This is a genomic window from Synechococcus sp. BDU 130192, assembly GCF_963876085.1.
Taxonomy (GTDB): Bacteria; Cyanobacteriota; Cyanobacteriia; order Cyanobacteriales; family MRBY01; genus MRBY01.
This window is the reverse complement of record NZ_CAWNNO010000022.1, coordinates 266398-291564: the sequence shown is the minus strand read 5'-3', so window position 1 is coordinate 291564 and position 25167 is coordinate 266398. Positions and strand designations below refer to the sequence as shown.

At 49.9% G+C, this 25167-nt stretch carries 21 protein-coding genes and 1 pseudogene; 10 read left to right on the top strand and 12 right to left on the bottom strand.

The genetic code is table 11. From position 1 onward, the window contains the following. From AACT35_RS08165 to AACT35_RS08155, 3 genes and pseudogenes are all read right to left on the bottom strand, one after another. Window positions 1-302, bottom strand: a pseudogene (locus AACT35_RS08165) (photosystem II q(b) protein); the annotation flags it as partial. Window positions 303-475: 173 nt separating this feature from the next. Continuing rightward, a complete protein-coding gene (locus AACT35_RS08160) occupies window positions 476-2629 on the bottom strand; it encodes a lytic transglycosylase domain-containing protein (RefSeq protein ID WP_099240432.1) in 2154 nt (717 codons plus the stop codon). Between the two features lie 145 nt (window positions 2630-2774). Then, window positions 2775-3827 (bottom strand): fatty acid desaturase, encoded by a 1053-nt coding sequence (locus AACT35_RS08155; RefSeq protein WP_030006707.1) that lies wholly within the window; start codon window positions 3825-3827, stop codon window positions 2775-2777. 186 nt (window positions 3828-4013) lie between these two features. On the opposite strand from AACT35_RS08155, the gene AACT35_RS08150 reads away from it, so the two are divergent. Together AACT35_RS08150 and AACT35_RS08145 are read left to right on the top strand one after the other, a co-directional pair. Beyond that, window positions 4014-4481 carry a Tic20 family protein gene (locus tag AACT35_RS08150; RefSeq protein ID WP_012305798.1) on the top strand — a complete coding sequence of 156 codons (468 nt, stop codon included), beginning with the start codon at window positions 4014-4016 and terminating at the stop codon, window positions 4479-4481. Window positions 4482-4583: 102 nt separating this feature from the next. Then, window positions 4584-5138 (top strand): COP23 domain-containing protein, encoded by a 555-nt coding sequence (locus AACT35_RS08145; RefSeq protein ID WP_012305799.1) that lies wholly within the window; start codon window positions 4584-4586, stop codon window positions 5136-5138. Between the two features lie 24 nt (window positions 5139-5162). Here the strand turns inward: AACT35_RS08145 and AACT35_RS08140 are convergent, their stop codons facing one another. The 3 genes from AACT35_RS08140 to AACT35_RS08130 all read right to left on the bottom strand — a co-directional run bounded on the left by AACT35_RS08140 (window position 5163) and on the right by AACT35_RS08130 (window position 7682). Next, window positions 5163-6260, bottom strand: coding sequence for an ATP-dependent 6-phosphofructokinase (locus tag AACT35_RS08140; RefSeq protein ID WP_012305800.1), 1098 nt, complete (start codon window positions 6258-6260; stop codon window positions 5163-5165). Between the two features lie 185 nt (window positions 6261-6445). Continuing rightward, complete coding sequence (locus AACT35_RS08135; RefSeq protein WP_030007882.1) at window positions 6446-7174, bottom strand: hypothetical protein; 729 nt, start codon at window positions 7172-7174, stop codon at window positions 6446-6448. Then, window positions 7140-7682 (bottom strand): Npun_F5560 family protein, encoded by a 543-nt coding sequence (locus AACT35_RS08130; protein ID WP_012305802.1) that lies wholly within the window; start codon window positions 7680-7682, stop codon window positions 7140-7142. Before AACT35_RS08130 ends, AACT35_RS08135 begins: the two co-directional genes overlap by 35 nt. Before the next feature lie 270 nt (window positions 7683-7952). On the opposite strand from AACT35_RS08130, the gene AACT35_RS08125 reads away from it, so the two are divergent. Continuing rightward, window positions 7953-9386 carry a phosphoglucomutase/phosphomannomutase family protein gene (locus AACT35_RS08125; protein ID WP_099240429.1) on the top strand — a complete coding sequence of 478 codons (1434 nt, stop codon included), beginning with the start codon at window positions 7953-7955 and terminating at the stop codon, window positions 9384-9386. 209 nt (window positions 9387-9595) lie between these two features. On the opposite strand, the gene AACT35_RS08120 is transcribed toward AACT35_RS08125, so the two are convergent. Both AACT35_RS08120 and AACT35_RS08115 read right to left on the bottom strand, forming a co-directional pair. Then, window positions 9596-10384, bottom strand: coding sequence for a hypothetical protein (locus AACT35_RS08120; protein ID WP_099240426.1), 789 nt, complete (start codon window positions 10382-10384; stop codon window positions 9596-9598). A 149-nt stretch (window positions 10385-10533) separates the two neighbouring features. Then, complete coding sequence (locus AACT35_RS08115) at window positions 10534-11520, bottom strand: ABC transporter ATP-binding protein (protein WP_099240423.1); 987 nt, start codon at window positions 11518-11520, stop codon at window positions 10534-10536. A gap of 152 nt (window positions 11521-11672) precedes the next feature. Here AACT35_RS08115 and AACT35_RS08110 point away from each other — a divergent pair, with 152 nt between their 5' ends. Next, on the top strand, window positions 11673-12026 hold the full coding sequence (locus tag AACT35_RS08110; protein ID WP_012305805.1) for a c-type cytochrome: 354 nt from the start codon (window positions 11673-11675) through the stop codon (window positions 12024-12026). 192 nt (window positions 12027-12218) lie between these two features. Here AACT35_RS08110 and AACT35_RS08105 read toward each other — a convergent pair whose 3' ends face one another. Further along, window positions 12219-13520 carry a DUF4912 domain-containing protein gene (locus tag AACT35_RS08105; RefSeq protein WP_099240478.1) on the bottom strand — a complete coding sequence of 434 codons (1302 nt, stop codon included), beginning with the start codon at window positions 13518-13520 and terminating at the stop codon, window positions 12219-12221. Between the two features lie 320 nt (window positions 13521-13840). On the opposite strand from AACT35_RS08105, the gene aroA reads away from it, so the two are divergent. After that, window positions 13841-15181 (top strand): 3-phosphoshikimate 1-carboxyvinyltransferase, encoded by a 1341-nt coding sequence (aroA, locus tag AACT35_RS08100; RefSeq protein ID WP_099240421.1) that lies wholly within the window; start codon window positions 13841-13843, stop codon window positions 15179-15181. Here the strand turns inward: aroA and AACT35_RS08095 are convergent. After that, a complete protein-coding gene (locus AACT35_RS08095; RefSeq protein WP_099240418.1) occupies window positions 15169-16548 on the bottom strand; it encodes a cytochrome P450 in 1380 nt (459 codons plus the stop codon). The genes aroA and AACT35_RS08095 overlap by 13 nt on opposite strands. 240 nt (window positions 16549-16788) lie before the next feature. Here AACT35_RS08095 and AACT35_RS08090 point away from each other — a divergent pair, with 240 nt between their 5' ends. From AACT35_RS08090 to AACT35_RS08070, 5 genes are all read left to right on the top strand, one after another. After that, window positions 16789-17724, top strand: a complete 936-nt coding sequence (locus AACT35_RS08090; protein WP_062431791.1) for a LysR family transcriptional regulator — start codon at window positions 16789-16791, stop codon at window positions 17722-17724. A gap of 127 nt (window positions 17725-17851) precedes the next feature. After that, the gene (locus AACT35_RS08085; protein WP_099240416.1) at window positions 17852-19702 is read left to right on the top strand and encodes an NAD(P)H-quinone oxidoreductase subunit F; all 1851 of its coding nucleotides are present in this window, start codon (window positions 17852-17854) and stop codon (window positions 19700-19702) included. 55 nt (window positions 19703-19757) lie between these two features. Next, window positions 19758-21254, top strand: a complete 1497-nt coding sequence (locus AACT35_RS08080; protein ID WP_012305811.1) for an NADH-quinone oxidoreductase subunit M — start codon at window positions 19758-19760, stop codon at window positions 21252-21254. A 59-nt stretch (window positions 21255-21313) separates the two neighbouring features. Next, a complete protein-coding gene (locus AACT35_RS08075) occupies window positions 21314-22597 on the top strand; it encodes a CO2 hydration protein (protein ID WP_012305812.1) in 1284 nt (427 codons plus the stop codon). A gap of 42 nt (window positions 22598-22639) precedes the next feature. Beyond that, complete coding sequence (locus tag AACT35_RS08070) at window positions 22640-23041, top strand: fasciclin domain-containing protein (RefSeq protein WP_065709897.1); 402 nt, start codon at window positions 22640-22642, stop codon at window positions 23039-23041. 81 nt (window positions 23042-23122) lie between these two features. Here the strand turns inward: AACT35_RS08070 and AACT35_RS08065 are convergent, their stop codons facing one another. Both AACT35_RS08065 and AACT35_RS08060 read right to left on the bottom strand, forming a co-directional pair. Further along, a complete protein-coding gene (locus tag AACT35_RS08065; protein ID WP_254048067.1) occupies window positions 23123-23896 on the bottom strand; it encodes a DsbA family protein in 774 nt (257 codons plus the stop codon). Between the two features lie 76 nt (window positions 23897-23972). Continuing rightward, window positions 23973-25121 (bottom strand): pyridoxal-phosphate-dependent aminotransferase family protein, encoded by a 1149-nt coding sequence (locus AACT35_RS08060; RefSeq protein ID WP_012305815.1) that lies wholly within the window; start codon window positions 25119-25121, stop codon window positions 23973-23975. Between the last annotated feature and the right edge of the window lie 46 nt (window positions 25122-25167).

The following is a 25167-nucleotide window of genomic DNA, read 5'->3' as shown; positions in this document are numbered from 1 at the left end:
GAAGCAGCTTCCCAGATGGGGTAGAAGTGGAGACCAATTGCGTTAGAAGAAGGTACAACTGCGCCAGAGACGATGTTGTTACCGTAGAGAAGAGAACCTGCGACGGGCTCACGAATACCGTCGATGTCAACGGGGGGAGCTGCGATGAACGCAATGATGAAGCAGGTAGTAGCAGTGAGAAGGGTAGGAATCATCAGGACGCCGAACCAACCGACATAGATGCGGTTCTCGGTGCTGGTGATCCACTGACAGAACTTCTCCCACAAGGAAGCGCTTCCGCGCTGTTGTAGTGTAGTAGTCATATCGTTATGATTGCTATGAAATTATCAAGGTGCGCTCTGGAAAAACCAGAACTGTTTTGTATGTATGTGTCCATACTAGCAACAAAATGAAGTTTTGTAAAGGGTTTTGGGGAGATCTTTACATTTGCTTTAGGTTTATGCATCATAATTCGCACGAACAGCCAAGGAAGTTGCTACAAAGAGTCTAGCTTGGCTTGAAGTTCGGGATTATAAAGGCGTTCATAGTTCCAATAGTTAGCAAAGACAGTTTCGACGTAGTTTTTCGTTTCATTAAACGGGATCTGCTCGATGAAGGTGTCAGGATCGTTAAGGCCATAGCGTTGGAGCCACTGGGCAACGTTACCAGGGCCAGCATTGTAACTGGCGATCGCCAACATGGAATTATCATCATATTCCTGGTGAGTGTAGCGCAGATACCAGGTACCGAGTTTAATATTGTCCTCTGGTTCATCGAGGGCATAGGCGTTCCCGGTTGTCTGTTGGGCAATCCATTCGGCGGTACTGGGCATCACTTGCATCAGTCCCTTTGCTCCTACGGGGGACTCAATATTTTTCTCAAAGCGGGATTCTTGGCGCATTAAAGAAACGACCAGCAGGGGATTAAGGTCATTTTCAGCGGCCCAACGCTGGATCGGTTCAGCATAGGGGAACGGGAAAAGGGCGTGCCAATAGGTTTCGTTTTCCCGGAGTGCTAACCACGCTTGGCGATCACCGGGTTCGTCCCGTTGGCTGAGATTCCAAATGGTATTAATCCCCTGGAGATAGCGACCTTGGGCCAGTTTTAACAGACCTTGGGTAAAGGCTTCGGGGACAGTGAGCTCTGTTTTACTGGCGAGTTCGAGTTGGAGGGTATTCCAGGCGTCAAAATCCTGGCCGAGGCGATAAAGCTCCTGAAATGTTTCCGAACCCGCCGGGGGCACAGGGCGAGTTTCGGGGAGCGTTAATTCTGGTTGGAGACTGCGTACCGACGTGAAATCCCCTACATCCCAACCGAGCTGTACCGCCGATCGCCAAGCGTAATAGGATTCGGGGTAGTCGCGGAGGACTTGTTGATAGGCTTGTTTTGCTGCTTGGGTTTGGCCAAGCTGTTGTTGCCATTTTCCTGTCCAAAAAATAGATTCAGGGGCAAGAGAATGATCCGGGGTCAGGGGGGCGATCGCCTTGGCCCATTCAATGGCCTGGGTGTAATTTCCTTCTGCGGCGTAGCGTTCGGCCTGTTGCCAGCGGTATTCTGTGGTGGCAGTGCCGTCTTTATAGGTATTGAGGGCTTTTTCGCGGGTTTGGTTGGCGGAACTATTGCTACCAAGTTTTTCTAAAAGGTTGGCCTTGGTAAAGAGGGCTTCGGGGGCTTCTTCTGGAAACTTTTCGACGGCTTGATCTAAATAGGTCAGCGCTGTGGTGTCATTGACTAAACTGGCGAGGCGACGTAAACCAAGGCCTGTTTCTGGGGCGTCGGGGAAAGTTGTGATTAAAGCTTCATAGGCAGGTCGGGCTTGCTCCGGTTGGTCACTGACCTGGAAGCTGCGGGCGAGACGGTATAAATTTTGAGGAGTTTCGGGGGCTTTTTGGTAGGCGGTGGCGGCGTCGGCATATTGCCATTGATCCCAAAAGCTATCGGCGATCGCCTGCCAGGTTTCTGGGGATAGCTGATCGGCGAAATTATCAATTAAAGCTTGACGGACTGCTGCAATATCTGGGGCGTCGGCGTCATATTTGAGGCGTAGTTCCAGAAGATCCCGTTGCTGGGGATTTTCTGCAAGGCGTTGCTGGATCAAGCTTTGGGTGCGGGGGTGGGCAGGATATTCGGCGATCGCCTGATCGGCATATTTCGGGTCGTAGGCACTGAGGCGAAAGAGGGCTTCGGCTGCGGCGGCATCCTCTGGGTAATTTTGCACCACATCAAACCAAATCACCTGGGCCTGTTCGGGGTTGTTCGTTAATTCGTAGGCGCGGCCCCGCTTAATCAAAATATGGGGCGTCAACACCGGATAATCTTGCTCTAGATTCTCGAAGGCGGCCAGGGCAGCGGCACCATCCTGTTCGACGAGATAGTCCATCCCTAATAGGTAACGGGCGCGACTGCGGTCAAGGCTATTTTTTTTCCCGTTGGCGATCGCCTCAAGCCGTTCCCGCCGTTCCTCTGGTGTTTGTTCTACCAAAGCCAGCACTTCAGAATCGCTTGCATCAGAGGATTCCACCTGACCAGCGCTCTGGGACAATAAAGGTATCTGTTGCCGGGCGGCGATCGCCCCCAGACCCAAGATCCCCGTTAAACCAAGGCCAATCCAAAAGGTTGGCGAACTGTATTTGACCCGAACCCGCTTCATGGTGGTGCTGTCGTAAATTCAACGGTTTCGATCATAGGCGATCTCTCAAAAATCCGGTGCTTTCCCCAGGCGATCGCCGCAAAAAAACCTAACTTCCAGGGGAAATTAGGATCAATAAAAAAGATTGCAGTTGAGAATAATAGCGTTACTTTTTCGGTTGGTAGTACAGGTTAGACCCTTGATCCGCGATGTAATGGCAGGCTTTTTGGGATCTAAAGAAACTGCGCCAAATCGGAGCATGGCTCACCCGATAATAATCTCCCAGGAGGGGCTTGATCGCTTCGGTCGCATCCTTGAGATAGTAATGGGGAATCGTATGAAAAATGTGGTGGGCGACGTGGGTGCCGATATTGTGGTGGATTTCGTTAAAAATGCCATAATCCCGGTCAATGGTGGAAAGAGCACCCTTGAGGTAATACCAATCATCACCCCGGTACCAAGGAATATCCGCCTCAGTATGGTGCAGATAAGTGACTAGATCGAGCCAAATCACGAAGATGACGTAGGGCACAAAATAGAATTTCACAAAGGCAAGAAGCCCGAACTGCACTGTAAACCACGCGAGAAAACCGACCATGGCGATAATCGCGGCGGTACTGACGATGATATCGTTGCGCTCGGCAGGCTTAAACAAGGGACTTTTTGGCGAAAAATGAGAACCAGGCCCCCGACCCGGCGATCGCTTAAACAAATAAACCGGATAAGCAATCAGGGGCGCATAGAAACGGACAAGTTTCTCCGCAAAACCCATCTGGTCATATTTTGACTCTGGGATTGGGTACCAACTCTCATCGGTATCAATGTTGCCCGTGTTGGAGTGGTGGGTGCGGTGGGAAATACGCCAACCATGGAAAGGCACCAAAATCGGCGTGTGGCTCAAATGCCCAATCAAGTTGTTGAGCCATTTGGACTTAGAAAAAGATCCGTGGCCGCAATCATGGCCAACCACAAACAAAGCCCAAAACATGGTGCCCTGGGCAAACCAAAAAATGGGATAGAAAAACCAAGAATCTAAATAAGCGGCGATCGCATAGAGGCCAGCGATGATCCCAATATCAAGAAAAAAATAGGCGAGGGAACGGAAGACAGAAGGCTGAAAACAGTAGTCTGGGATGGCTGCTTTCACATCCTTGAGGGTGAAGGGCAGATCTTGCCGTAGAGACTCGCGACTCCCTGGGGAGCGGACTGTACTTTGCATTCAGTTTCAAAAAGAGATTAACAAATGTTTACAATTCTACTGCCTTTTGTCAGGATGCAGGGGAAATCGCCGCAAAATTCCTGAATTTCGTTTAATTTTTCCCATTGTTTGGCCCTGGCGATCGCCACAGAACTTCTTCAAGACTTCTCTGTAGAATAGGAGCTAGTCCATTGCAGAAAAAGTTTTATGTCCACTACCACTGAACCCACAGATCGTTTATTTGGGGCCTTACCTTACCTATTACCCCTCGTCTACGCTTTGCCCTTCGGTCTGCCGTTTTTAATGCGCTTTCCGATCCTGGCGGTAATCTATGTGCCTTTACAACCCCTAATCCGCCTTTATTCATTTCCCTTTGCAGGGCTGATTATTTTCTTCATTCTCTATGCTGCGGTGGTACGCAACAGCAAAATTAGCCACTTCATTCGCTTCAATACCCTCCAGGCGATTTTGATTGACATTGCCCTGGTGTTGTTCGGGATTTTAATTCGCTTTTTTGGCTTTGGGGGCGGCAGTCTTCTCGTTGAAACCCTTTCAAATGTTGCCTTTCTCGGTACTTTAGTGGCTTGTCTCTATGCAATGGTGCAATCGATCCTCGGCAAATATGCGGAGTTGCCGACTATTTCCCAGGCTGCCTATTCCCAATTACCTTATTAATCAGACGAAATAGGCAAAATTCTGGAAATTTAGGGTCTAATCGGGAAACTTTTTTGGGGTCATCCCCGACAGATAATCATGGTGAAGTATTAGGGAAATACAATGGCGAAGTTGATGATGTTAGAGCCTTATCAATTATTGTTGGGCGGCGTAGTGGCGATCGCCTTTCTCACGGTGGGCCTGACGGTGGGGGTCAGCAATGCCCTGGGGCGCAATATTCTTAAACCCCGGCAGTTTACCTGTCAGCCCGTCATAGAACCCCAAACAGGAGACTTGATGTGGACGGTCTTTCATCAGGGCCAAGGGCAACCGCAACCTTGGCTGCAAATGGTGCCGGGCATGGAAGGGGATGTGTCCCCCAAAAGTCGTTGTGAGCAGGTCGCCCAGCGCCTAGATTCCCTAGTGCCACAGCAACTCCGCGCCCTCACCTATCAGCCCAACCCAGCCACCCCAGAACGGGAAGCAATTTGTGCTCTGACTCAAACGAAAGGCGGCCCTTGTACGACGCTCCTAATTTTGAAGCCAGAGACAGACCCAACGCAGTTTTTTGCGGATCTGACCCTGCCCCTACGCCGATGGGGAGAGGGGATGCAATTAGAAACCGCAAACCAGGTGCCCCTCGACCTACAGCCCTTACTGGAGCCAGCTTCTCCCTAGAGTTCTGGGCGGCTTAAATGTGGCCTAAATTTCACCTGGGCGATCGCCAAGACAAATCCCTAAGCCCCGCGCGGTTTTCACCAAAGTTCCCTCCGGATCAACGACCCGATTGATCTCAATGGCCTCACTAATGGGCGCACTAGACACCTGGCCATTTTGCCAAGTCACCATGTGATCAAATTTGCCCTGGGCGATTAAATCCACCGCCGCGACCCCAAAGGCCGAGGCCAGCAAACGGTCTAGGGGTGAGGCGATGCCCCCCCGTTGGATGTGGCCCAATACCGTTACCCGCGTCTCTGCGCCAGTCTTTTTGGCCACCTCATCGCCCATGTATTGACCGATGCCCCCCAGGCGACATTCCCCAAATTGCAATTCGTGTTTGAGGGTTTCCCCAGAGGTGGTACAGACCGCCTCTGAAACAACGACAAGGGTATGACCATTACCGGAATTTTGGCGATCGCAAATAAACTCACACACCGTCTGTAAGTCGTAGGCAATCTCTGGGATCAAGATTACATGGGCACCGCCAGCAATCCCTGCATTTAAGGCGATGTGGCCGGCATCTCGCCCCATGACTTCCACAATCATTACTCGGTTGTGACTTGCCGCCGTAAAATGCAGTCGATCTAAAGCTTCTGTGGCAATATTGACCGCTGTTTCAAACCCAATGGAACGTTCCGTAATGCCCACATCATTGTCAATGGTTTTGGGGATGCCCACGAGGTTCATGCCCCCCAGGTGTGCTAATTTCTGGAGAATCGCCAAGCTACCATCGCCGCCAATCCCGACCAGTGCATCCAGCCCCAAGCGGTGATAGGCTTCGCCAATTTCTTGAGATCGATCCTTTAGGGAACCGTCTTCCATGGGAAAAGCAAAGGGATTACCTTTATTGGTTGTCCCTAACATGGTGCCCCCCATCGTTAACCAAGTATCGACTTGATCTTCGGTGAGGACGATGGTTTCTGGTGGCTCCTGGAGCAGGCCTAGGGTCGCTCGACAGATACCAATCACTTCCCAACCGTATTGATGTCGGGCACAGCGAGTTACAGCCCGAATCGCTGCATTCAAGCCGGAGCAGTCGCCGCCACTGGTGAGTACACCAATTTTTTTTACGTTTCCCATAACTGATGCTGTTTACCGTTGTCCTAAAGCATTTATGACCTGGGGCCATTGGGCCTATTGTTAATCAGGAAACGGCGATCGCCACAGCCTCTGAGATGATTCGTTTAATTTTTTGACAGTTATTTACTGATATGGCTGATAAGTCAGCGATCGCTCACATCCCCAGGGAAATTTACAGGGAAACTTTAGGATGCGAGGTAATGGGGAATAATCACATCAGGAATACTTTGCCCCGTCAAACAATGCCAATGGCAGGTAAACAGGTCTGGTTGTTGGCAGCGCAGAGAGGCGATCGCCGGTGCTGCCGGGAAAGGCCAGAGTCGATCAAAAATCAACCGCTTTTCCGGCGAGAAGGAAAACTGTAGCAGGTAAACCCCAGGCGTAGCCCCAATGGAATCGAGGAGTTGGTAGCCCAGATAATACAAGCTTTGGCGCTGTTCATCCCGGAGATCGATGGGCTGGTGGTAGGAGTTGGGCATTACCCCTTCACCGATCACTTCGCCGTACAAAGGCCCCTTCGCCGTGTAGATAATTGGTAGCCAGTGATCACCTAAATAGTTGTGGTTACAGACCCGGTGGGTTGTGTGTTTCTGCACCCACTGACGCCGCTCCTCAATTTTGCGACAGGCTTGAAATACTTTTTGGTGCGTGAAAGAAAAAGGCTCTGGTAAATCAATCGTCAAGGGACAAACGAGGACGTCGCGACCCTGGGACTGGCCCCCGTGCCGAACCATCGCCGGTGTGAGCACTTCTACTTCTGTGCCCTCGGCCTGCTGCACAATTGCCGTTTTAAATGCCTTAATCATCCGCTCCGTAACGGGGGAAGCAGAGATAAATTTGCCAGAATGCTTTAATTCAGCATTGACTAAGATGATGACCTTAGAGGGTGCTGAACGTCGGGATGGGGCTGCCACCTTTGGGGTTAAATGTGGGTAATTCAATCTCAGACAGGCTATGACGACGATTTTTCACTGCAAGGCGGTAACTCACACTTTGTAAGTCGGCGTGGAGTTGGCGATTCTCCCTTTGCAGCTTCTCTACTTTATCGCGAACTGTTGCCATTCTCTCAGCAAATTTTTGCCGATAGATCTGCGGTAGTTCCTGAACCACCTGTTCTAACCGCCGACTGCGATCGCCTAATTCTTTAACGGATTGGCGCAATTGGGAAATTTCTTGATCTTTCTGGGTCAAGCGCTCTTGATAAAAAACGACTTGCTGTTCAACCTCTTGGAACTGCTCCCGGAGGCGCTGGAGTTCTTCTTGGTGCTGGGCTTCTAGCTCCGGGGCCGGGTCATCATTGCCCTTGACGAGACGAAATAACTCCTGGGACAGTTGCTGCACCAGTTGATCCCGCAGTTGGAGTTCCTGCTGGAGTTGGGCGACATCGAGGGGTTGGGATTGACGGGGTTCGGTTGTTGCCACGGTTATTCATCACTCCATTGATCAAGGGTTTGGGGTTAAATCGTCCGATATGTACATCAATCTAGACAAAATTTGCACCGCCCGAAGGATAGAAAAGACAGTCTTTCGCCTATGACTTTTTACTGGAACTGGCCAGTATAGACCTAATAATATCTAATGCTTTGGAAAAATGCCTGTCTTCGGGGAAATTTTGTAAGAAAATCGCCATTCGTGGTTTCCCCCTTGCGGATAAGATAAAGGGGATTTTTAACAAGCCCTGTTTTTCTTCACATGAGTATTGCAAGCAATCCCCCGATTAAGTTTGGCACTGACGGTTGGCGTGGCATTATCGCCGATGATTTTACCTTCGCTAATGTTTGTAAAGTGACCCGGGCGATCGCCAGCTACCTAGAGACGGCCTATGGGAAGGATCGTCCGGTGCTGGTGGCCTATGACACCCGTTTTTTTGCAGACGAATTTGCCCAGACTGCGGCGGAAGTGCTCGCGGATCTCGGTTGGACGGTGCAGGTGGTAGAGCGGGATTGCCCGACCCCGGTGATTGCCTACAATGCGAAGTTTCTTAATTCTGCCGGCGCGTTGATGTTTACGGCTAGCCACAATCCGGCCCCCTACTGCGGGATCAAATATATTCCCGATTACGCCGGGCCAGCGACCCCAGAAATCACCGACACGATTGTGGCGAATATTGCCAGTGCTTCGGCGGAGATGCCCACGGGCAAAAATGGCGACAAAATTTCTCGGTTTGACCCGAAACCTGCCTATTTAAAATTCATCTACACCCTCCTGGATGTGGACAAGATTCGTTCAGCGGGCCTGAAGGTGAAATATGATGCGCTGTATTCCACGTCGCGCGGTTATTTAGATGAAGTACTCGCCCACTGCGGCTGTGAAACGGAATCATTTAATACCAGCCGTGATGTTTTGTTTGGCGGTGGGATGCCAGAACCGAAAGGCTCTCAGTTGGTGGGCCTCGTGGATGCGGTAAAAGCGGATCAAGCGGATCTAGGCTTGGCGACCGATGGTGACAGCGATCGCTTTGGGGTTGTGGATGAATTGGGGAATGTTTTAACGCCCAACACAATTCTGCTCTTGCTCGCGCGGCACCTGCTGAAAAACAAAGGTCAAAAAGGGGCAATCGTCCGCACGGTGGCCACAACCCATTTGCTCGACAATTTGGCCGCAAAATATGGCTTAGAAATTTTTGAAACGGCAGTCGGCTTCAAGTACATCGGCGAAAAAATGCGCGAAACCGCTGTCCTCATTGGCGGGGAAGAATCCGGTGGTTTGAGTGTGCTCGGTCATATCCCGGAAAAAGATGGCATTTTGGCGGATATGCTCGTGGCCGAGGCGATCGCCTACGAAGGTAAGCCCCTGTCTCAGTTAGTCAAAGAAGCCCTCGAAGATGCCGCTGGGCCGCTCTTCAACAAACGCTTGGATCTGCACCTGGAAGAACCCCACAAAAAGGCTGTCTTGGACTTCTATAAGGCGACGCCCCCGAAAACCGTGGCTGGTTTAGCGGTCAAGGAAGTGGGCTTAAAAGATGGTGTGAAACTGTACCTCGAAAATGGCAGTTGGGTGCTCCTGCGTCCTTCTGGTACAGAGCCGTTGATGCGGGTTTACATGGAAACGGATTCTGCGGCCCTTGAAGCGAAAATTGCCTCAGAAATGGAAGCGGCGATCGCCAAACTTGATCCCGCGAAATAAACGAATTTCCTGTTGAACTTTTTCGACCTCCTTAAGAAGCTTAAGGAGGTTTTTGGTAGTATTTGCCTCAAAGAAAAAATCGCAAATAAGGCTGTATCGAAATTTTCAAAAAAATAGCAATCCACCAAAAGTTATTATAATTGATAGCCTGTCAGACTTTAAAAGCTAGCGATTACTAGATTAGAATTCATAAAATGATTTTGTTTGATTTACCAAAAACGAGCCCCTCCTTCAAATAAGCTTCTGATGCTGTCATCTAAAGAAACGCCATTGTTGATCTGTTCCAATTCATCAAAAATATCTGGAACATCTGGAATAGAGTGGAGTACCAATTTTCTTTGTAACGTATAAAAATGAGTGTATGTTCCCTCTGTTTCTATTGAGCAAGCAACTATATAAAAACCCTGTAAACCCAGGTGATTTAAGCAGTCATGCAATGTTTTGAATTTGTTGGCGACACTTTTTCCATTGATATATAAACTTAAAATTTCATTAGTGATACCGCGCCCTAAAAGCTGTACTCGAAGATTCAAAGACTGATAAACATTTAAAGACTGATAGGCTTTGGTTTCGTTGTGATTGCTGTTTTTGACTAAGTGGTTGGGTGAAGATTTACTCTGTTGTTGACTAGGTGGAAGATTTTGATTTAATACTTCTTTTGATTCTTGTGGCTGCTTCTCTTCAAGTTCGGGTATGTATAGAATTGGTTTAACCATTCTCCATTCGGGAGCCTCTCCATTTACTCTGGCATAAAACTGGGCAGATTTTATTAGAATTGTCTTAGTGCTAGGAATCTTATTAAAAACACTTAATATTTTCTCGGAGATAAATTCATATTCTAAAGGAGTCTTTTGGACGTCTTTTGGTCTTGTTATGACTACCAATAACATTGGTGATTTTAGTTGCAAATTACAGGTGACTTTACTTCCACGCACCATCTGGTTGACATACTTCTCGACTTCAGGAAGATTCGAGAATGTCAATTCATCAATCGACATAAATATAGCCCAATAAGTTTAGATTTTGTCTACTCCATATCATTAAAACCAAAATGCATAATATTTTCCACTCGAAAGCTTGTAATCTTTCTTAAATGAGTGTTTTTTCAAAAATTATAGACAGATACTTTATATGCACAGTTCACAATTTAGGCGATCGCCTTGAGATTTTTCTCGATGTGCGCCTGGGGATCATGGTCACGAATTTGGCGAATAAAGAAATCCTCTAGGGAAACTCGCGCCAATTTCAAATCTAATAATCGCGCCTTCATCAAGCTTAGGGAAGCGATAAACTTTTGGGGATCTCCCTCCAAATGGCCGATCCAATGGTGATCCTTGCGGGCCAAATCCGGCACCCAAGACCGTAACGCTGCCTCGGTGCCCCCTTCGATGACGACTTGATAGCGATCTGCTGCCCCTAAAAGCTCATCTAAAGTACCTTGGCAAATAATTTCTCCCTTCGACAAAATCGCCAGGCGATCGCAAATTAGTTCCACATCCGCCAAAATATGCGAATTAAAGAAAATCGTTTTTCCCTGGGCCTTTAGGGACAAAATAATTTCTCGCACTTGGTAGCGACCGAGGGGATCGAGGCCCGACATCGGCTCATCGAGGAAGACTAAATCAGGATCATTGATTAACGCCTGGGCCATCCCTACCCGCTGGAGCATCCCCTTGGAATATTTGCGGAGTTGCCGCTTTTTCGCCACTTCCTGGGCCAGTCCCACCGTATCCAGCAGTAATTTAATCCGCTTTTGTCGCTTGCCGCGCGGAATCTGAAATAAACCCGCCGTAAAATCTAGAAATTCCCAGGCCGTCAAAAAGTCATAGAAATAAGCATTTTCCGGAAGGTAGCCAATGCGCTGTCGGGTCTGGCGATCGCCAAACGGTTTCCCCAACAACGTCGCATTGCCCCCAGTCGGTCGAATAATACCTAGGAGAATTTTCAAAAGAGTTGTTTTGCCTGCCCCATTTGGCCCCAGTAGCCCGAAGGTTTCACCTGCCAAGACTTCGAGGGAACAACTTTTCAGGGATTCACTGGTTTTGTTGAGCCAAAAGCCGGTACGGTAAGTTTTGCAAAGGTCCCAGGTCTTGACCACTGCCATACCATCGGAGGAAGGAGATGCGGACTGCATAGGGCAATTTCGTGACAAATTGAAACAATTTAGGGAATTTCAGGCTAAGCGTTTGAACCAAACGACAAGATCGATAAAATATAGTCTGGTTGATTATATTAAACTTTTAACCAAATTCTTTTTCTGTTGAGAGCATTGAGAGGAAAACTCCTTTGAAAAAATTACTTGCTATTGCTTTAACCGTACTTGCTACTGTTTTTGCCTTCGGGACTCCTGCATTTGCCGCTGACGCTGCTGCTGGTGCCCAGGTATTTGCCGCTAACTGTGCCGCTTGCCATGCTGGTGGTAACAACGCAGTCATGCCCACCAAAACCCTAAAGGCTGATGCCCTAAAAACTTACCTCGCTGGCTACAAAGATGGCAGCAAGTCCCTCGAAGAAGCGGTTGCCTACCAAGTAACCAACGGACAAGGGGCAATGCCTGCTTTCGGTGGTCGTCTAAGCGATGCTGACATTGCTAACGTTGCCGCTTACATCGCTGACCAAGCAGAAAACAACAAATGGTAAACGACTGATTGCCTCAAAATCAGTTGCAACCCATTCCCCCATAGACCAGTTATTTTGCTTAAATAACTGGTTTTTTTATGGCGATTAACCCTCTCGACAGATAAACTTCAGAACAAAAAACCTCCCCAGATGGAGAGGTCAAGAAATAAATTAATCAAAGCATTCGTTTTTGAGATTTACCGCAACAGTAGCCTAAACAAACCACTCGTCCATTGCCTGTTCTTTGGTGTTGGTATTCCGAGAAGGAGTCGCCCGGTCAAAAGTCATGTGAATCGAACGGGTTTGTTCCCCATCGGCAGCCACAGCCACAATCGGATAATCGATATTGCCGTCCTGGAAAGACATCTGGAAGCGGAATGTGCCATCGGGATTCAGTTTGATCGGTTGGCCGCCAATGGTGACAGTGGCATCGGGTTCCGTCGCGCCGTAAACAATCAACTCTGCATCGGCCACGAGCCAGAATTTCCGGGGACGCGCTGGTGGCATCGACGCAAAGCCAGCACCGGACATATTCAAGCCGGACATATTGAGACCAGAAACGTTGGGGGCTGCCCATAGTCCTGCCCCAGAGGGGAAGACATAGGAACTGATGGATTCTTGGGGCGGTACTGAGCCAGCCACATGTTGCATCGAACCAAACAGAGACCCAGCAATACGTTGGGCTTCGAGGGATTGGAGATCGCCAAAGATTTCGTCGTAGATGGGACTAGAGGTACTTTCGGCAGCGGCAGCAGCAGCTTCTGCTTGTTTCTTGGCTGGGGGTACCAGGTTGTAAACGGTTTTTCCTTTCAGTTCTTCATCCCACTGGACGGTCACAAAGATGTCTTCTACCCAGTCGCTGGGATAGACGGGGGGAATGCGAATTGCGGTGGAACGGGCCAAGCTTAACCAACGGCCATCGGCGCAACGGTAACCGATTTCGACAACGTAATCGCGATCGCTAACGGGGACGGGGAAATACCATTCCCGCGCCATTTCATCACACAAATATTCTTGGACGTTGTGGGGGGTCTGGTAGTCGAGGTTGATGTCCGTGACGTCATAGAGGCGCAGGGCGATCTGCTGGCCCCCTTGGTTCCGCAGGTATTGCTTGTGGTCGTTGGGGATATCCCAGTAGGCGTAGGCCCATTGGGGATCGCGGGGTAAGAGAACGATGCGACTTTGACCATAGCCGCCGGGGAGGTCACCGAGGTCTTCATCGACACTGGCGAGATCGAGCTCGATGGGATCATCTTGACCAACTTCAAATTTTGCTGCTTCCACTTGAGTTTCCTCCTCTTGGCTATTGACTGGGGTGATGGATTCAGTTTTGTCGGGGGTGACTGAGGCTTTCGGGTTGTCGTAGCTTGAGCGTTTTTTCACCTCAGCGAGGAGTTGATCTTTGCGCATCCGACTATAGCGGCTGATGCCGAGTTTGCTGGCGAGCTTCCGTAGTTGCCTCAGGGTCATATCTTCTAGATTGTCTGCGAATCCATTGCCTACTGTGGTGGTCATGGGATGGGCTCCTCCGTTGCACGAATTTTGGACTGATACAGGGTAGGCGCTTGCATCGGTTTTTTTGGCGATCGCCTGTTGTTTCATGTTTTAGCAGAGAATCCTGGGTTTCGTGATCCCAAAAGTCAAGATATGTTGACTTTTAACGAATTCAATGGCTTTCAGTGATTTTTTATGTTAGGAAACTGTGACTTTTGCGTCTAGGGTAAGTATTTGTGCTTGGTTAAAAGGACGAATTTGAGTGATTCTGCCCCGGGCCATAGGCAAGGGATTTGGAAATCCGCTAAGATGACATCGCCCATTTGTAACATCCCGACATTATGATTCGCCTCGAAACGGTTTCTCCCCACCAGCAACTTGTGATTACGCCGCCTGCATCGGGCCTCAGTTTGCAGGGAAAGGTGCGGATTCCGGGGGACAAGTCCATTTCCCACCGGGCGCTGATGTTGGGGGCGATCGCCGAAGGCGAAACGATCATCGAAGGCTTGCTATTGGGCGAAGATCCCCGCAGTACGGCGGCCTGTTTCGCGGCGATGGGGGCCAATATTTCAGAATTAAATGAAACGGAAGTCCGGGTGCAGGGGGTCGGCCTCGGTAATCTGCAAGAACCAGATAATGTCCTCGATGCGGGCAACTCCGGCACTACGATGCGCTTGATGATGGGTTTGCTGGCTTCGTCGCCGGATCGCTTTTTTGCCGTGACTGGAGATGGTTCCTTGCGATCGCGGCCCATGTCTCGGGTTGTCAATCCCCTAAAGGAAATGGGGGCACAAATTTGGGGCAAAAAAGGCAATACCCTCGCTCCCCTGGCGATTCAAGGGCAACAACTCAAGGGAATTCATTACCATTCCCCTATTGCGTCAGCCCAGGTCAAATCCTGTGTATTGTTGGCGGGACTCTTGGCAGAGGGGCAAACCACCGTCACCGAACCAGCCCTTTCGCGGGATCACAGTGAACGGATGCTCCGGGCCTTCGGGGCGAATCTCACCATTGATCCCGAAACCCACAGCGTGACCCTTGACCCCTACCCGACGTTGCGGGGCCAAAAAGTGGTGGTGCCGGGGGATATTAGTTCGGCGGCTTTTTGGATGGTGGCGGCGGCGATTGTGCCCGATTCTGATTTGACCATTGAGAATGTGGGGATTAATCCGACCCGCACCGGGATTATTGAAGCGATGCAGATGATGGGGGCGGACATGACCCTTGATAATGCGCGGGAAGTGGCCGGGGAACCGGTGGCGGATCTGCGGGTGCAATATTCTCCCCTCAAGGGCTGCACCATCGGCGGCGAGATTATTCCCCGGCTGATTGATGAAATTCCGATCCTGGCGGTGGCGGCTTGTTTCGCAGCAGGAACAACGATTATTAAAGATGCTGAGGAGTTACGGGTCAAAGAAAGCGATCGCCTCGCAGTGATGGCCGCAGAATTGGCGAAAATGGGCGCGAATATTATCGAGCATCCCGACGGCCTAGAGATCATTGGGGGCACCTCTTTAAACGGAGCAGAAATGGATAGCTATACTGACCATCGCATTGCCATGAGTTTGGCGATCGCCGCTTTAAATGCCAAGGACGAAACCCGCATCCACCGAGCCGAAGCCGCCTCCATTTCCTATCCCACCTTTGTCGAAACCCTCACCAACGTTTGTCAGTTTGAATAGTAGATTTTGCTGCCATTAAAGCGCATTTTCACCCCCGTTGCAGGAGACAAAACTAACCCCTTGCGTTTGGCCGCGACGGGCACTTGATCCAATAAGGTTAAGTCTGTTTGGGTGGCGATCGCCGCCAGACCCAGGCGCAACTCCACCATCGCTAGAGCTTCCCCGGCACAACGACGCACACCGCCCCCAAAGGGCATAAATTCGTAGGGCGTAAACTGCCGTTCCAGGAACCGTTCAGGGCGAAATTCCCTAGGATTGGGGTAGAGATCCGGGCGCTGGTGGAGCAGATAAATTGACCCCATCAGCACCGTGCCAGCCTCAATGGAATAATCGAGCAACTGGGTGGTGGTAACAGCTTGACGAGCAAAAGTGAACATCGCCACGGGATTAATCCGTAGGGTTTCATTGCAAACGGCTGCGAGGTAAGGCAAACGGTAAATGTCCATCGGGTCAGGATTTTCGCCCAAGGCTGTGATTTCGACGCGGACTTTTGCCATCACCTCCGGGTGGGTATGGAGCCAATAGGTGCCCCAGGCCATGGCGATCGCCGTCGTTTCGTGGCCCGCAAACAACAGCAACATCAACTCATCGCGTAACTGTTGATCGTCCATGGTGTTGCCCGCTTCGTCAGTGGCCGCCATCAGCAGGGACAAAATGTCAGTCCGCTCCGGGTCGGGATGGGCGCGGCGTTCCTGCAATTCGGCGTAGATCAACTCATCTAGGGCTTGGCGATCGCGGATAAAACTGCCCCAGGGACTCCAGGCTCCCAAATCCTTTTGCAACGACGTAAAAAAGAGAAAACTATTGGCGATGGGCGAGGTAAACCGATTCAAAATCTTGCGGGTCATCGCCATAATCGGCGCGTAGCGATCGCCCCCCTGTACCCCAAAGACCACCTCAATGATCGTGCGTAGGGTAATCTTTTGGGTGATGTCCTGCATCTGGAAAGCTTGGCCCGGCTTTAACTGAGACAGTTCCTCCTCAATAATTTGGGTAATGAGCGCCCCATAGTTGTGCATCCGCGCCCCGTGGAAGGCTGGCATGATCAACTTTCTTTCTTGCCGATGGCGATCACCGCTCAAACTCACCAAAGACTGTTGCCCCACCAGGGGTTCAATAATGCCGTTTAACTCCCCAGGGGCCGCAAAAGCCTGGTTACTATTACTGAGCAACTGCCGTATCGCCTCAGGATGATAGGCCAAAATCAGGGGCTGGTCGTAGCCTGCCGCTGGCATGTAGGCGAGATCGGAGGCCGAGCTTGCTAAGCGGGTCAAATACCCCACAGGATTCAACAACGATTGTAACTTTTGCTGAAACTTTCCCGTAGATAAACGCGGAATGGACTTGAATTCAGTGGCGATCGCCATAGGTTTGACTCGATAGGGTGAAGGGCCTTGTTTCCCTATTGTGACACTTTTGTCCAGAGAACCATACTCGCCAAAAACGTCCCTAAGCCAGAAAAAATCAGAGTTTGACGGGAAGCCCAAGGGAATTTTTATAAATTTTTCTTATATAGAACCGAAACTATGACGATATTTTCTTGTATTGACTCTAGTCTATGGTATTGCTAAACTCAGGCATAACAGCACAAGTTCAGGAGTAAACCCTTGATCCCTGCAACTCTCCACCAACTGAAGGTGTTTGAAACTACGGCTCGCCATGGCAGTTTTACCAAGGCAGCGGAGGAATTATCAATCACCCAACCGACGGTTTCTGGACAAGTGAAACAACTGACCCAGACCATCGGGATGCCACTGTTTGAACATATTGGCAGAAAGCTATATCTCACGGAAGCAGGTGAGGAACTCCTCGCAACCTGCCAAGAAATCTTTGAACGGTTGGATAACTTTGAGATGAAGTTGGCCGCCCTGCAGGGAGCGAAACGGGGTCAACTCCGCCTTGGGGTAATCACCACAACCAAATATTTTGTGCCGCGTATCCTGGGGGAATTTTGCCAAGATTACCCAGATATCGACGTGTCTTTGCAGGTAATCAATCACCAACAGCTTCATGATCGGATGGCGAATAATCTAGATGATCTCTACATCCTGAGTAATTTGCCCGATGATCTTGATGTCCATGCGCAAGCATTTTTGGACAATCCCTTGGTGGTGGTCGCCCGCGCCGATCATCCCCTGGCTCGCCAGAAAAATCTCCCTCTGTCTGTGTTGGACGGGGCCGATTTTGTGACGCGGGAAATGGGGTCGGGGACACGACTCGCGGTCGAAAAACTCCTGGCAGAACATGATGTGTCGGTGCAGGTGCGCCTGGAACTGGGGTCAAATGAGGCGATTAAACAGGCGATCGCCGGTGGTCTAGGGATTTCTGTCTTGTCCCGCCATACTTTGATCACGGAGCCTCCCCACGGCGAATTAACGGTGTTGGATGTGGAGCATTTTCCGATCCAGCGCCATTGGTATGTTGCCTACCTCGCCGGGAAACAACTGTCGGTGATTGCCCAAGCCTTTTTGGAGTTTATGGTCCGGTCTAGCCAGAAAACTCTCGAAAACTCAGGGCGGCGATCGCTTGCTCTGCAACCCTAAAAGCTCAAAATTGTTGGGCCATTTCCCGTGCCTTTGGTAGGTCGAAGTTGGTAATTGCCCAACTAGCAAAAAAGATGGGTCATCAGCCCGCTTTTCCCTAAGCAAATTATTTCAGCGTCATCGTCATATGAATACTTTTTTCAGTCAGAGTGTCTGGCTTGTTCCCTGCTATCCTTTGCTGGGAATGGGTCTATCGGCGCTATGGATGCCGAGCATCACCCGAAAAACAGGGCCACGGCCTGCGGGCTACGTCAATATGTTGCTTACTTTTATGGCCCTAGTCCATAGTTGTCTTGCCTTCATCGAGCGATGGGAACAGCCCGCCCTAAAACCATCGTTAACTTGGCTCCAGGCGGCGGACTTGACCCTCAGCATCGACCTCGATATTTCCAGCATTACTATCGGAGCGCTGATTCTGATCGCCGGGATTAATTTACTCGCCCAACTCTATGCTGTGGCCTACTTAGAAATGGATTGGGGCTGGGCGAGATTTTTCGCGACCATGAGCTTATTTGAAGCGGGGATGTGTGCCTTGGTGCTCTGTAATTCCCTTTTCTTTAGCTATGTGGTGCTCGAAATTCTGACCCTCGGTACTTATCTGTTAATTGGCTATTGGTTTAACCAGTCCCTGGTGGTCACGGGGGCGCGGGATGCGTTTCTAACAAAACGGGTCGGCGATCTGTTCTTGCTGATGGGTGTAGTGGCTCTGTTGCCCCTTGCTGGTACTTGGAATTTTGATGATCTGGCTGAATGGGCGGCAACGGCAGAACTCGATCCGACTTTGGCAACGCTGCTTTGCTTGGCCTTAATTGCGGGGCCGTTGGGGAAATGCGCCCAGTTTCCTTTACACCTCTGGCTTGATGAGGCGATGGAAAGTCCTGTCCCGGCAACGGTGGTGCGGAATAGTCTCGTGGTTGGTACTGGAGCCTGGGTGCTGATTAAGTTGCAGCCGATTTTTGCCCTCTCGGATTTTGCTTCTACTTTTATGATTGCGATTGGGGCAACGACGGCCTTGGGGGCAGCCATGGTGGCGATCGCCCAGATTGATATCAAACGTTCTTTGTCCTATTCCGTCAGTGCCTACATGGGCATGGTCTTTATGGCGGTGGGTTCCCAACAGGATCAAACGACATTGGTCTTGCTACTCACCTATGGCGTGGCGATGGCGATTCTCGTGATGGCGATCGGTGGCGTTGTTTTAGTCAATATCAGCCAAGATTTAACCCAATATGGCGGCCTCTGGTCGCGGCGGCCGATTACGGGGATTTGCTACCTTGTCGGTGCTGCTTCCCTCGTTGCCCTACCGCCGTTTGGTGGATTCTGGAGCCTGGCCCAACTGACAACAAATTTTTGGAAAACAAGTCCGATTCTGGCCGTGATTTTGATTACGGTCAATGCCTTGACTTCCTTTAGCATCATGCGAGAATTTGGCCTAATTTTTGGCGGTAAGCCGAAGCAGATGACCGTGCGATCGCCAGAAGGATTATGGGCCTTAGTCTTGCCGATGGTGATTCTTGCGGGTTTCGCCCTCCACAGTCCTTTTATTCTGGCGAAACTGAATTTTCTACCGGATTGGCACCAGTTGAATCTGCCCCTGGCTGCAGTTTTGATTATTTCGACCATGGTCGGTGGCGGTACCGCGATGTATCTCTATCTCAATGAAAAAATCAATAAACCGATCCATATTTTTTCAGATCCGGTGCGGGAATTTTTCGCCAAGGATTTGTACACAGCGGAGTTGTATAAAAACACAGTTATTTTTGCCGTTGCCTTGATTTCCAAAATCATTGACTGGTTAGACCGCTATTTTGTCGATGGGGTGATCAACTTTCTCGGTTTAGCAACCCTTTTCGGTGGCCAAAGTTTGAAATATAACAACTCTGGGCAAAGCCAATCCTATGCCCTCTCAATTGTGGCCGGTATTCTCCTCTTTATTGCCGCTTTATCGTATCCCTTGCTGAAGCATTGGCAATTTTAAAGGGGGATGCATTAACGATTTTCGCTGAAATATTTATGACCTTCTCCGAAAGATTATGCTGAGTTTCTTACTGTTTTTACCGCTCGTCGGCATTGGGGCGATCGCCCTTTTCCCCAGGCCCCTGACCCGGATTGTGGCAACGGTGTTTACGGTTGTTACCCTGGCGATCAGTAGTGGCTTATTGATTAACCTCAACCTCCAAGATGCTGGTATGCAATATACCGAATTCCATAATTGGTTAAGCATCCTGGGCCTCAATTACAACCTCGGTGTGGATGGTTTATCTTTGCCGCTGATTGTCCTAAATAGTTTGCTGACATTGGTCGCGATCTATAGCATTGGTGAAAGCAACCACCGTCCGAAGCTTTATTACTCCCTCATTTTGTTGATTAATAGTGGAATTACAGGGGCTTTGATTGCTAATAACCTGTTGCTCTTTTTCCTCTTTTATGAAATTGAGTTGATTCCTTTTTATTTACTAATTGCCATTTGGGGCGGCGAGAAAAAAGGATATGCCTCGACTAAATTTTTGATTTACACTGCCATTTCTGGACTCTGTGTATTGGCGGCATTTTTAGGGATTGTGTGGCTTAGTCAATCGAGTAATTTTGACTTTGAGAATTTAACCCTAGAAAACCTTGAATTTAACACCAAGGTAATCCTGCTCACGATTTTGTTGATTGGCTTTGGGATTAAAATTCCCCTTGTGCCCTTACACACCTGGCTGCCCGACGCCTATGTAGAAGCAAATCCAGCGGTAACAGTTCTGTTGGGTGGTGTTTTTGCGAAATTGGGCACCTATGGCTTGGTGCGCTTCGGTTTGCAACTGTTCCCGGATGTGTGGTCTACGGTTTCCCCCGCCCTCGCAGTCATCGGTACGGTGAGTGTGATGTATGGTTCCCTGGCGGCGATCGCCCAACGGGATCTCAAGCGGATGGTGGCCTACAGTTCCATCGGTCACATGGGTTATATCTTGGTTTCGACCGCCGCCGGAACAGAGTTAAGCTTGCTCGGTGCCGTGGCCCAAATGATTAGCCACAGTTTAATTCTGGCGCTGTTGTTCCACCTCGTCGGCATTATCGAACGCAAAGTTGGCACAAGAGATCTTGATGTGTTGAATGGCTTGATGAATCCGGTGCGTGGCTTGCCGCTGACCAGTAGCCTGTTGATTTTGGCAGGAATGGCCAGTGCCGGGATTCCTGGCTTGGTCGGTTTTGTCGCGGAATTCCTGGTGTTCCAAGGTAGCTTTAGCCGCTTCCCGATTCCGACGCTGTTCTGCATCATTGCCTCTGGGTTAACGGCGGTTTACTTCGTGATTTTGCTTAACCGCACCTGTTTCGGTCGCCTCGACAGTCACACCGCTTACTACCCCAAGGTGTTTGCTAGTGAAAAAATTCCGGCGATCGCCTTGACGGTCATTATCCTTTTCCTTGGTTTACAACCCGCCTGGCTCACCCGCTGGATCGAACCGACCACTAGCCAATTCATTGCCGCCATTCCCACGGTTCAGACCATTGCCTTGACTCCCGCTGAATTGTCGAAAGCACCCTAGTCAATCAGACGTTCTCGCTTGACCGATTCGCCCAGCATTTTCCTCAGGAACAAAGCACTATGATCACCACGAAAATTCCCCCTTCAACCCATCCCCATGCCGATGTGATCCATCGCCTCGAAGCCGGGGGGTCAATGTTGCCCGACACCCCCGAAAACCTGATGCAGATTATCGGCATCTACAAAGCCTATGCCGTGCCGATGGATTTCTACTGGCGGGATCTGCTGTACATTGCGGAACAAGTTTTCTTAGAGCCTTTTCGCTTCTTTAAATACTTCATTTCCGACGAATATCTAGAACGGCAAAACCATTACGCCGGCGACCAAGCTGATCTCCGCATTTGGCGCGGTACAGGCTCCGCCCACCCGGAACTGTTGGAATTTATGAAAAAAGGGGAAACCTTTAAATCCTCTAAACTCTTCCATCACTTGTTCCACGACCGGATCAACATGGAATTCGCCGAAGCTTGTATGCGGGCAATGCTATGGCATGGGCGGGACATGGGCCTTGGTAAATTTGATGCCTATCTCGATTCCGACGAATATAAAGCCAACGCCGACCGCGCGATCAAAGCCTACTTCAAGAAAAACCCGGTCATGTTGGGCTTATATAAACTTTTCCCCGATATGTTTTTGGAGCAGGTGCGCGAACTCTCCTATTACGCCAACCTCGGACTGTTTTGGGAGGTGATGGCCCCCGTCTTCTTTGAAATGTCCGATATCTACGATGAAGGCGGCTTTAAAGGTGTCCCCGATGCGATGAATTTTTTGGTGAATGGCATTTTTGCGATCGCCGGTCGCCCCATTTACCACCACGTTTATATTGATGGCGAATGCTTTGAAATTATCCCCAAATCGAAGGGTTTTACTTGGCTCTATGAGGCTGCCTTACCCTACGTCGAAGCTGTGTTTTACCGCACCGCACCTTTCCGGGGGACAAAATCCTACAACGCCCAGGCCCACGAAGTGCCCGACGCGCAAAAGGACTTTCATTACGGCATTTTGTACGCCGATGTTTTCCCCGTCGGCACTGCCGGCATTCCGCCGACATTGTTGATGGATGATATGTATCACTTCCTCCCCCAATATCTCAAAGACTACTACAAGGAACATTGCCGGGGCGAAGATGATGAGCTGATTCAATTGGGCATCACCTTTCAGCGGTCGATGTACAACGTCACCTCTGCGGTGATCCAAGCCCTACGGACAGCCTTGCTTTATCCATTAGATGATCCCAATCCGAAACATTTACAGAAAAATCGTGAATTTTTTGAAGCTCAAATGGATCGTTTTCTCCGGCCAGAAGCCCGCTTACGGGACATTCAAAACGCAGAATATCGTTAATCTATTTTGAATTTTTTTATTGATTCAATCGGAGCTTAAACAATGCCAAGTATTGTAGATATTGCGGTGAATAATGAGGGTTTTTCGACCCTGGTGGCCGCCGTGCAAGCCGCAGGTTTAGTGGAAACTTTAGCCGGAGAAGGGGATTTTACCGTCTTTGCGCCCAACGATGACGCTTTCGCCAAATTGCCCCCCGGCACGGTGCAAACCCTCGTACAAAATCCGCCTCAGTTAGCACGCATTCTCACTTATCACGTCGCGGCGGGGCGGTTAACTAAGGATGATTTAATCAAACTTGGAGAAGTGACTTCCATCGAAGGTTCTCCCATTCCCATTAATGGTGAAGATGATTTTGAGGTCAAAAATGCAACGGTTTTAGCGGCTGATATCGAAGCTGACAATGGCATTATTCATGTAATTGATAATGTTATTTTGATGGGCTAATTTTTCTAGAATCAAAAAACAAAAAGGCTTCTATCTATAACGGATTAAGAAGCCTCTTTTTTTGGACTATTTAAGCTGATTTTAAGGAGTGGTGATCGCGGCGAGTTTTTCTTCGTATTCCTGCAGATCTAATGCCCCGGAGAAGGTTTCAAATTTCCCAGTTTCCGTCGATGCCAAAATAAAGAAAGGCGTACCGTTTAGACCCAACTGTTGAGCCAGTTCAAGATCCTGTTGAATAGCCGGTTGGGCATCTTGGCGATCGCCTTCAAACTTTTCTAGATCTAGGCCCAGATTTGCCGCAATTTCTTGGTAGAGTTCTTCCCCAAGGCGGTCTTGATTTTCAAAAAGCTGATCATGGTATTCCCAGAATTTCCCCTGTTGTTGGGCGGCCCAAGATGCCTCTGCTGCCGGGATTGCTTGGGGGTGAATTTGAGCCAAAGGCAAGTGCTTATAGACAAGAGTAACAGTGTCACTGTTTTGAGCCATAAACGTTTGCAAAGTGCTATGGGCGCGGGCACAGAACGGACATTCAAAGTCAGAAAATTCGATCAAGACCACGTTTAGATCCTCAGCACCCAGGGTGGGGCTATCGCCAATGACCGTCTGTGGTTCCGTCAAGACCTGCTGTTGAAAATCCTCAGCCGCCTTTTGTTGTTCTTCCTGTTGGGCCTGTTGTTGGGAGAGTTGGTAATTTTGTACCGCATCAATCAACACTTGGGGATTGTCCCGAATCACCTGGAGGATTTGCGCTTCCAGTTCCGGATCGACATTGACATCCGCTTGGGCTGTCTCTTGATCGCCATTACAGCCCCAGAGACCAAACCCAAGACAAAGGGCAGAAAAAAGGACAAGCATTTTTCGGGAAAAACCTTGCCCCATAGATAACGAAAGAATCATTAGATCTTCAATAAAAATTGCGCTTCTAGTCTATCTAAAAGAGAACCTGTTTTAGGGCAGCCAACAGAAGCGTCACATTTTCCTTGCGGGCGTTATAACCCATCAGGCCAACACGCCAAACCTTACCCGCCAGATCCCCTAAGCCCCCAGCAATTTCGATGTTGTACTCTTTCATCAACTGGGCAGCCACGGCAGCACCATCGACCCCATCGGGAATGCGCACTGTGGTGAGGGTCGGCAGACGGATTTCACGATCCACATGGCACTGTAACCCCATCTCTTCGAGGCCCGCCCAGAGGAGATCTGCTGCCTCCTGGTGCCGTTGCCAACGGGCTTCTAATCCTTCCTCAGCGACGAGCATCAAGGCTTCCCGCAGCGCATAGTTCATATTAACCGGGGCGGTGTGGTGATAGACCCGTTTCCCAGTACCCCAATATTTGCTGACCATGGACATATCTAAATACCAGTTTTTCACCGGCGTCTTGCGATTATTCAGGACATCCAGGGCGCGGGGGCTGAGGGTCAGGGGGCCAAGGCCAGGGGGACAAGCGAGGGCTTTTTGGGTGCCGCTGTAGGCGAGGTCAACGCCCCATTCATCGAGGAAAAGAGGCACACCGCTTAAGCTGGTCACGGTATCGATTAGGAGCATCGTGCCGTGCTTTTCACAAATTTCCTTGACACCTTCGAGGGGTTGTCTGGCTCCCGTAGAAGTTTCGGCGTGGACAAGGGCCAGGATTTTCGGCTCGTGCTGGGCAACGGCAGCACTGATTTCTTCGAGGGTGAAAGCCTTACCCCAAGCAGTGGAGAAAGTATGCACTTCGGCGTCATAGCGGCTGGCCATATCCACGAGGCGGTGACCGAAGTAACCATTGATGCCGATCAAGACTTTATCGCCGGGTTCGACCATGTTGGCGAGGGTGGCTTCCATGGCGGCGCTGCCAGTACCACTCACAGAAATCGTGAAGGGGTTTGCGGTCTGCCAAGTGTAGCGGAGGAGATCCTTGACGTCCTCCATAATTTCAAGATACTTCGGATCGAGGTGGCCGATGGGAGGCATAGCGAGAGCGGCTAAAACCCTGGGGTGGGCATTGGAGGGGCCAGGGCCGAGGAGGAGCCGGGGCGGCAGGTCGAGTTGCTGAACAGGTTTACGGTAAGTATTTTGGACGGTGGGGCGATCGCTCATGGATAGTTAAGCTCTAAGGACTGTATTTAATCAGATTTTTATCGGG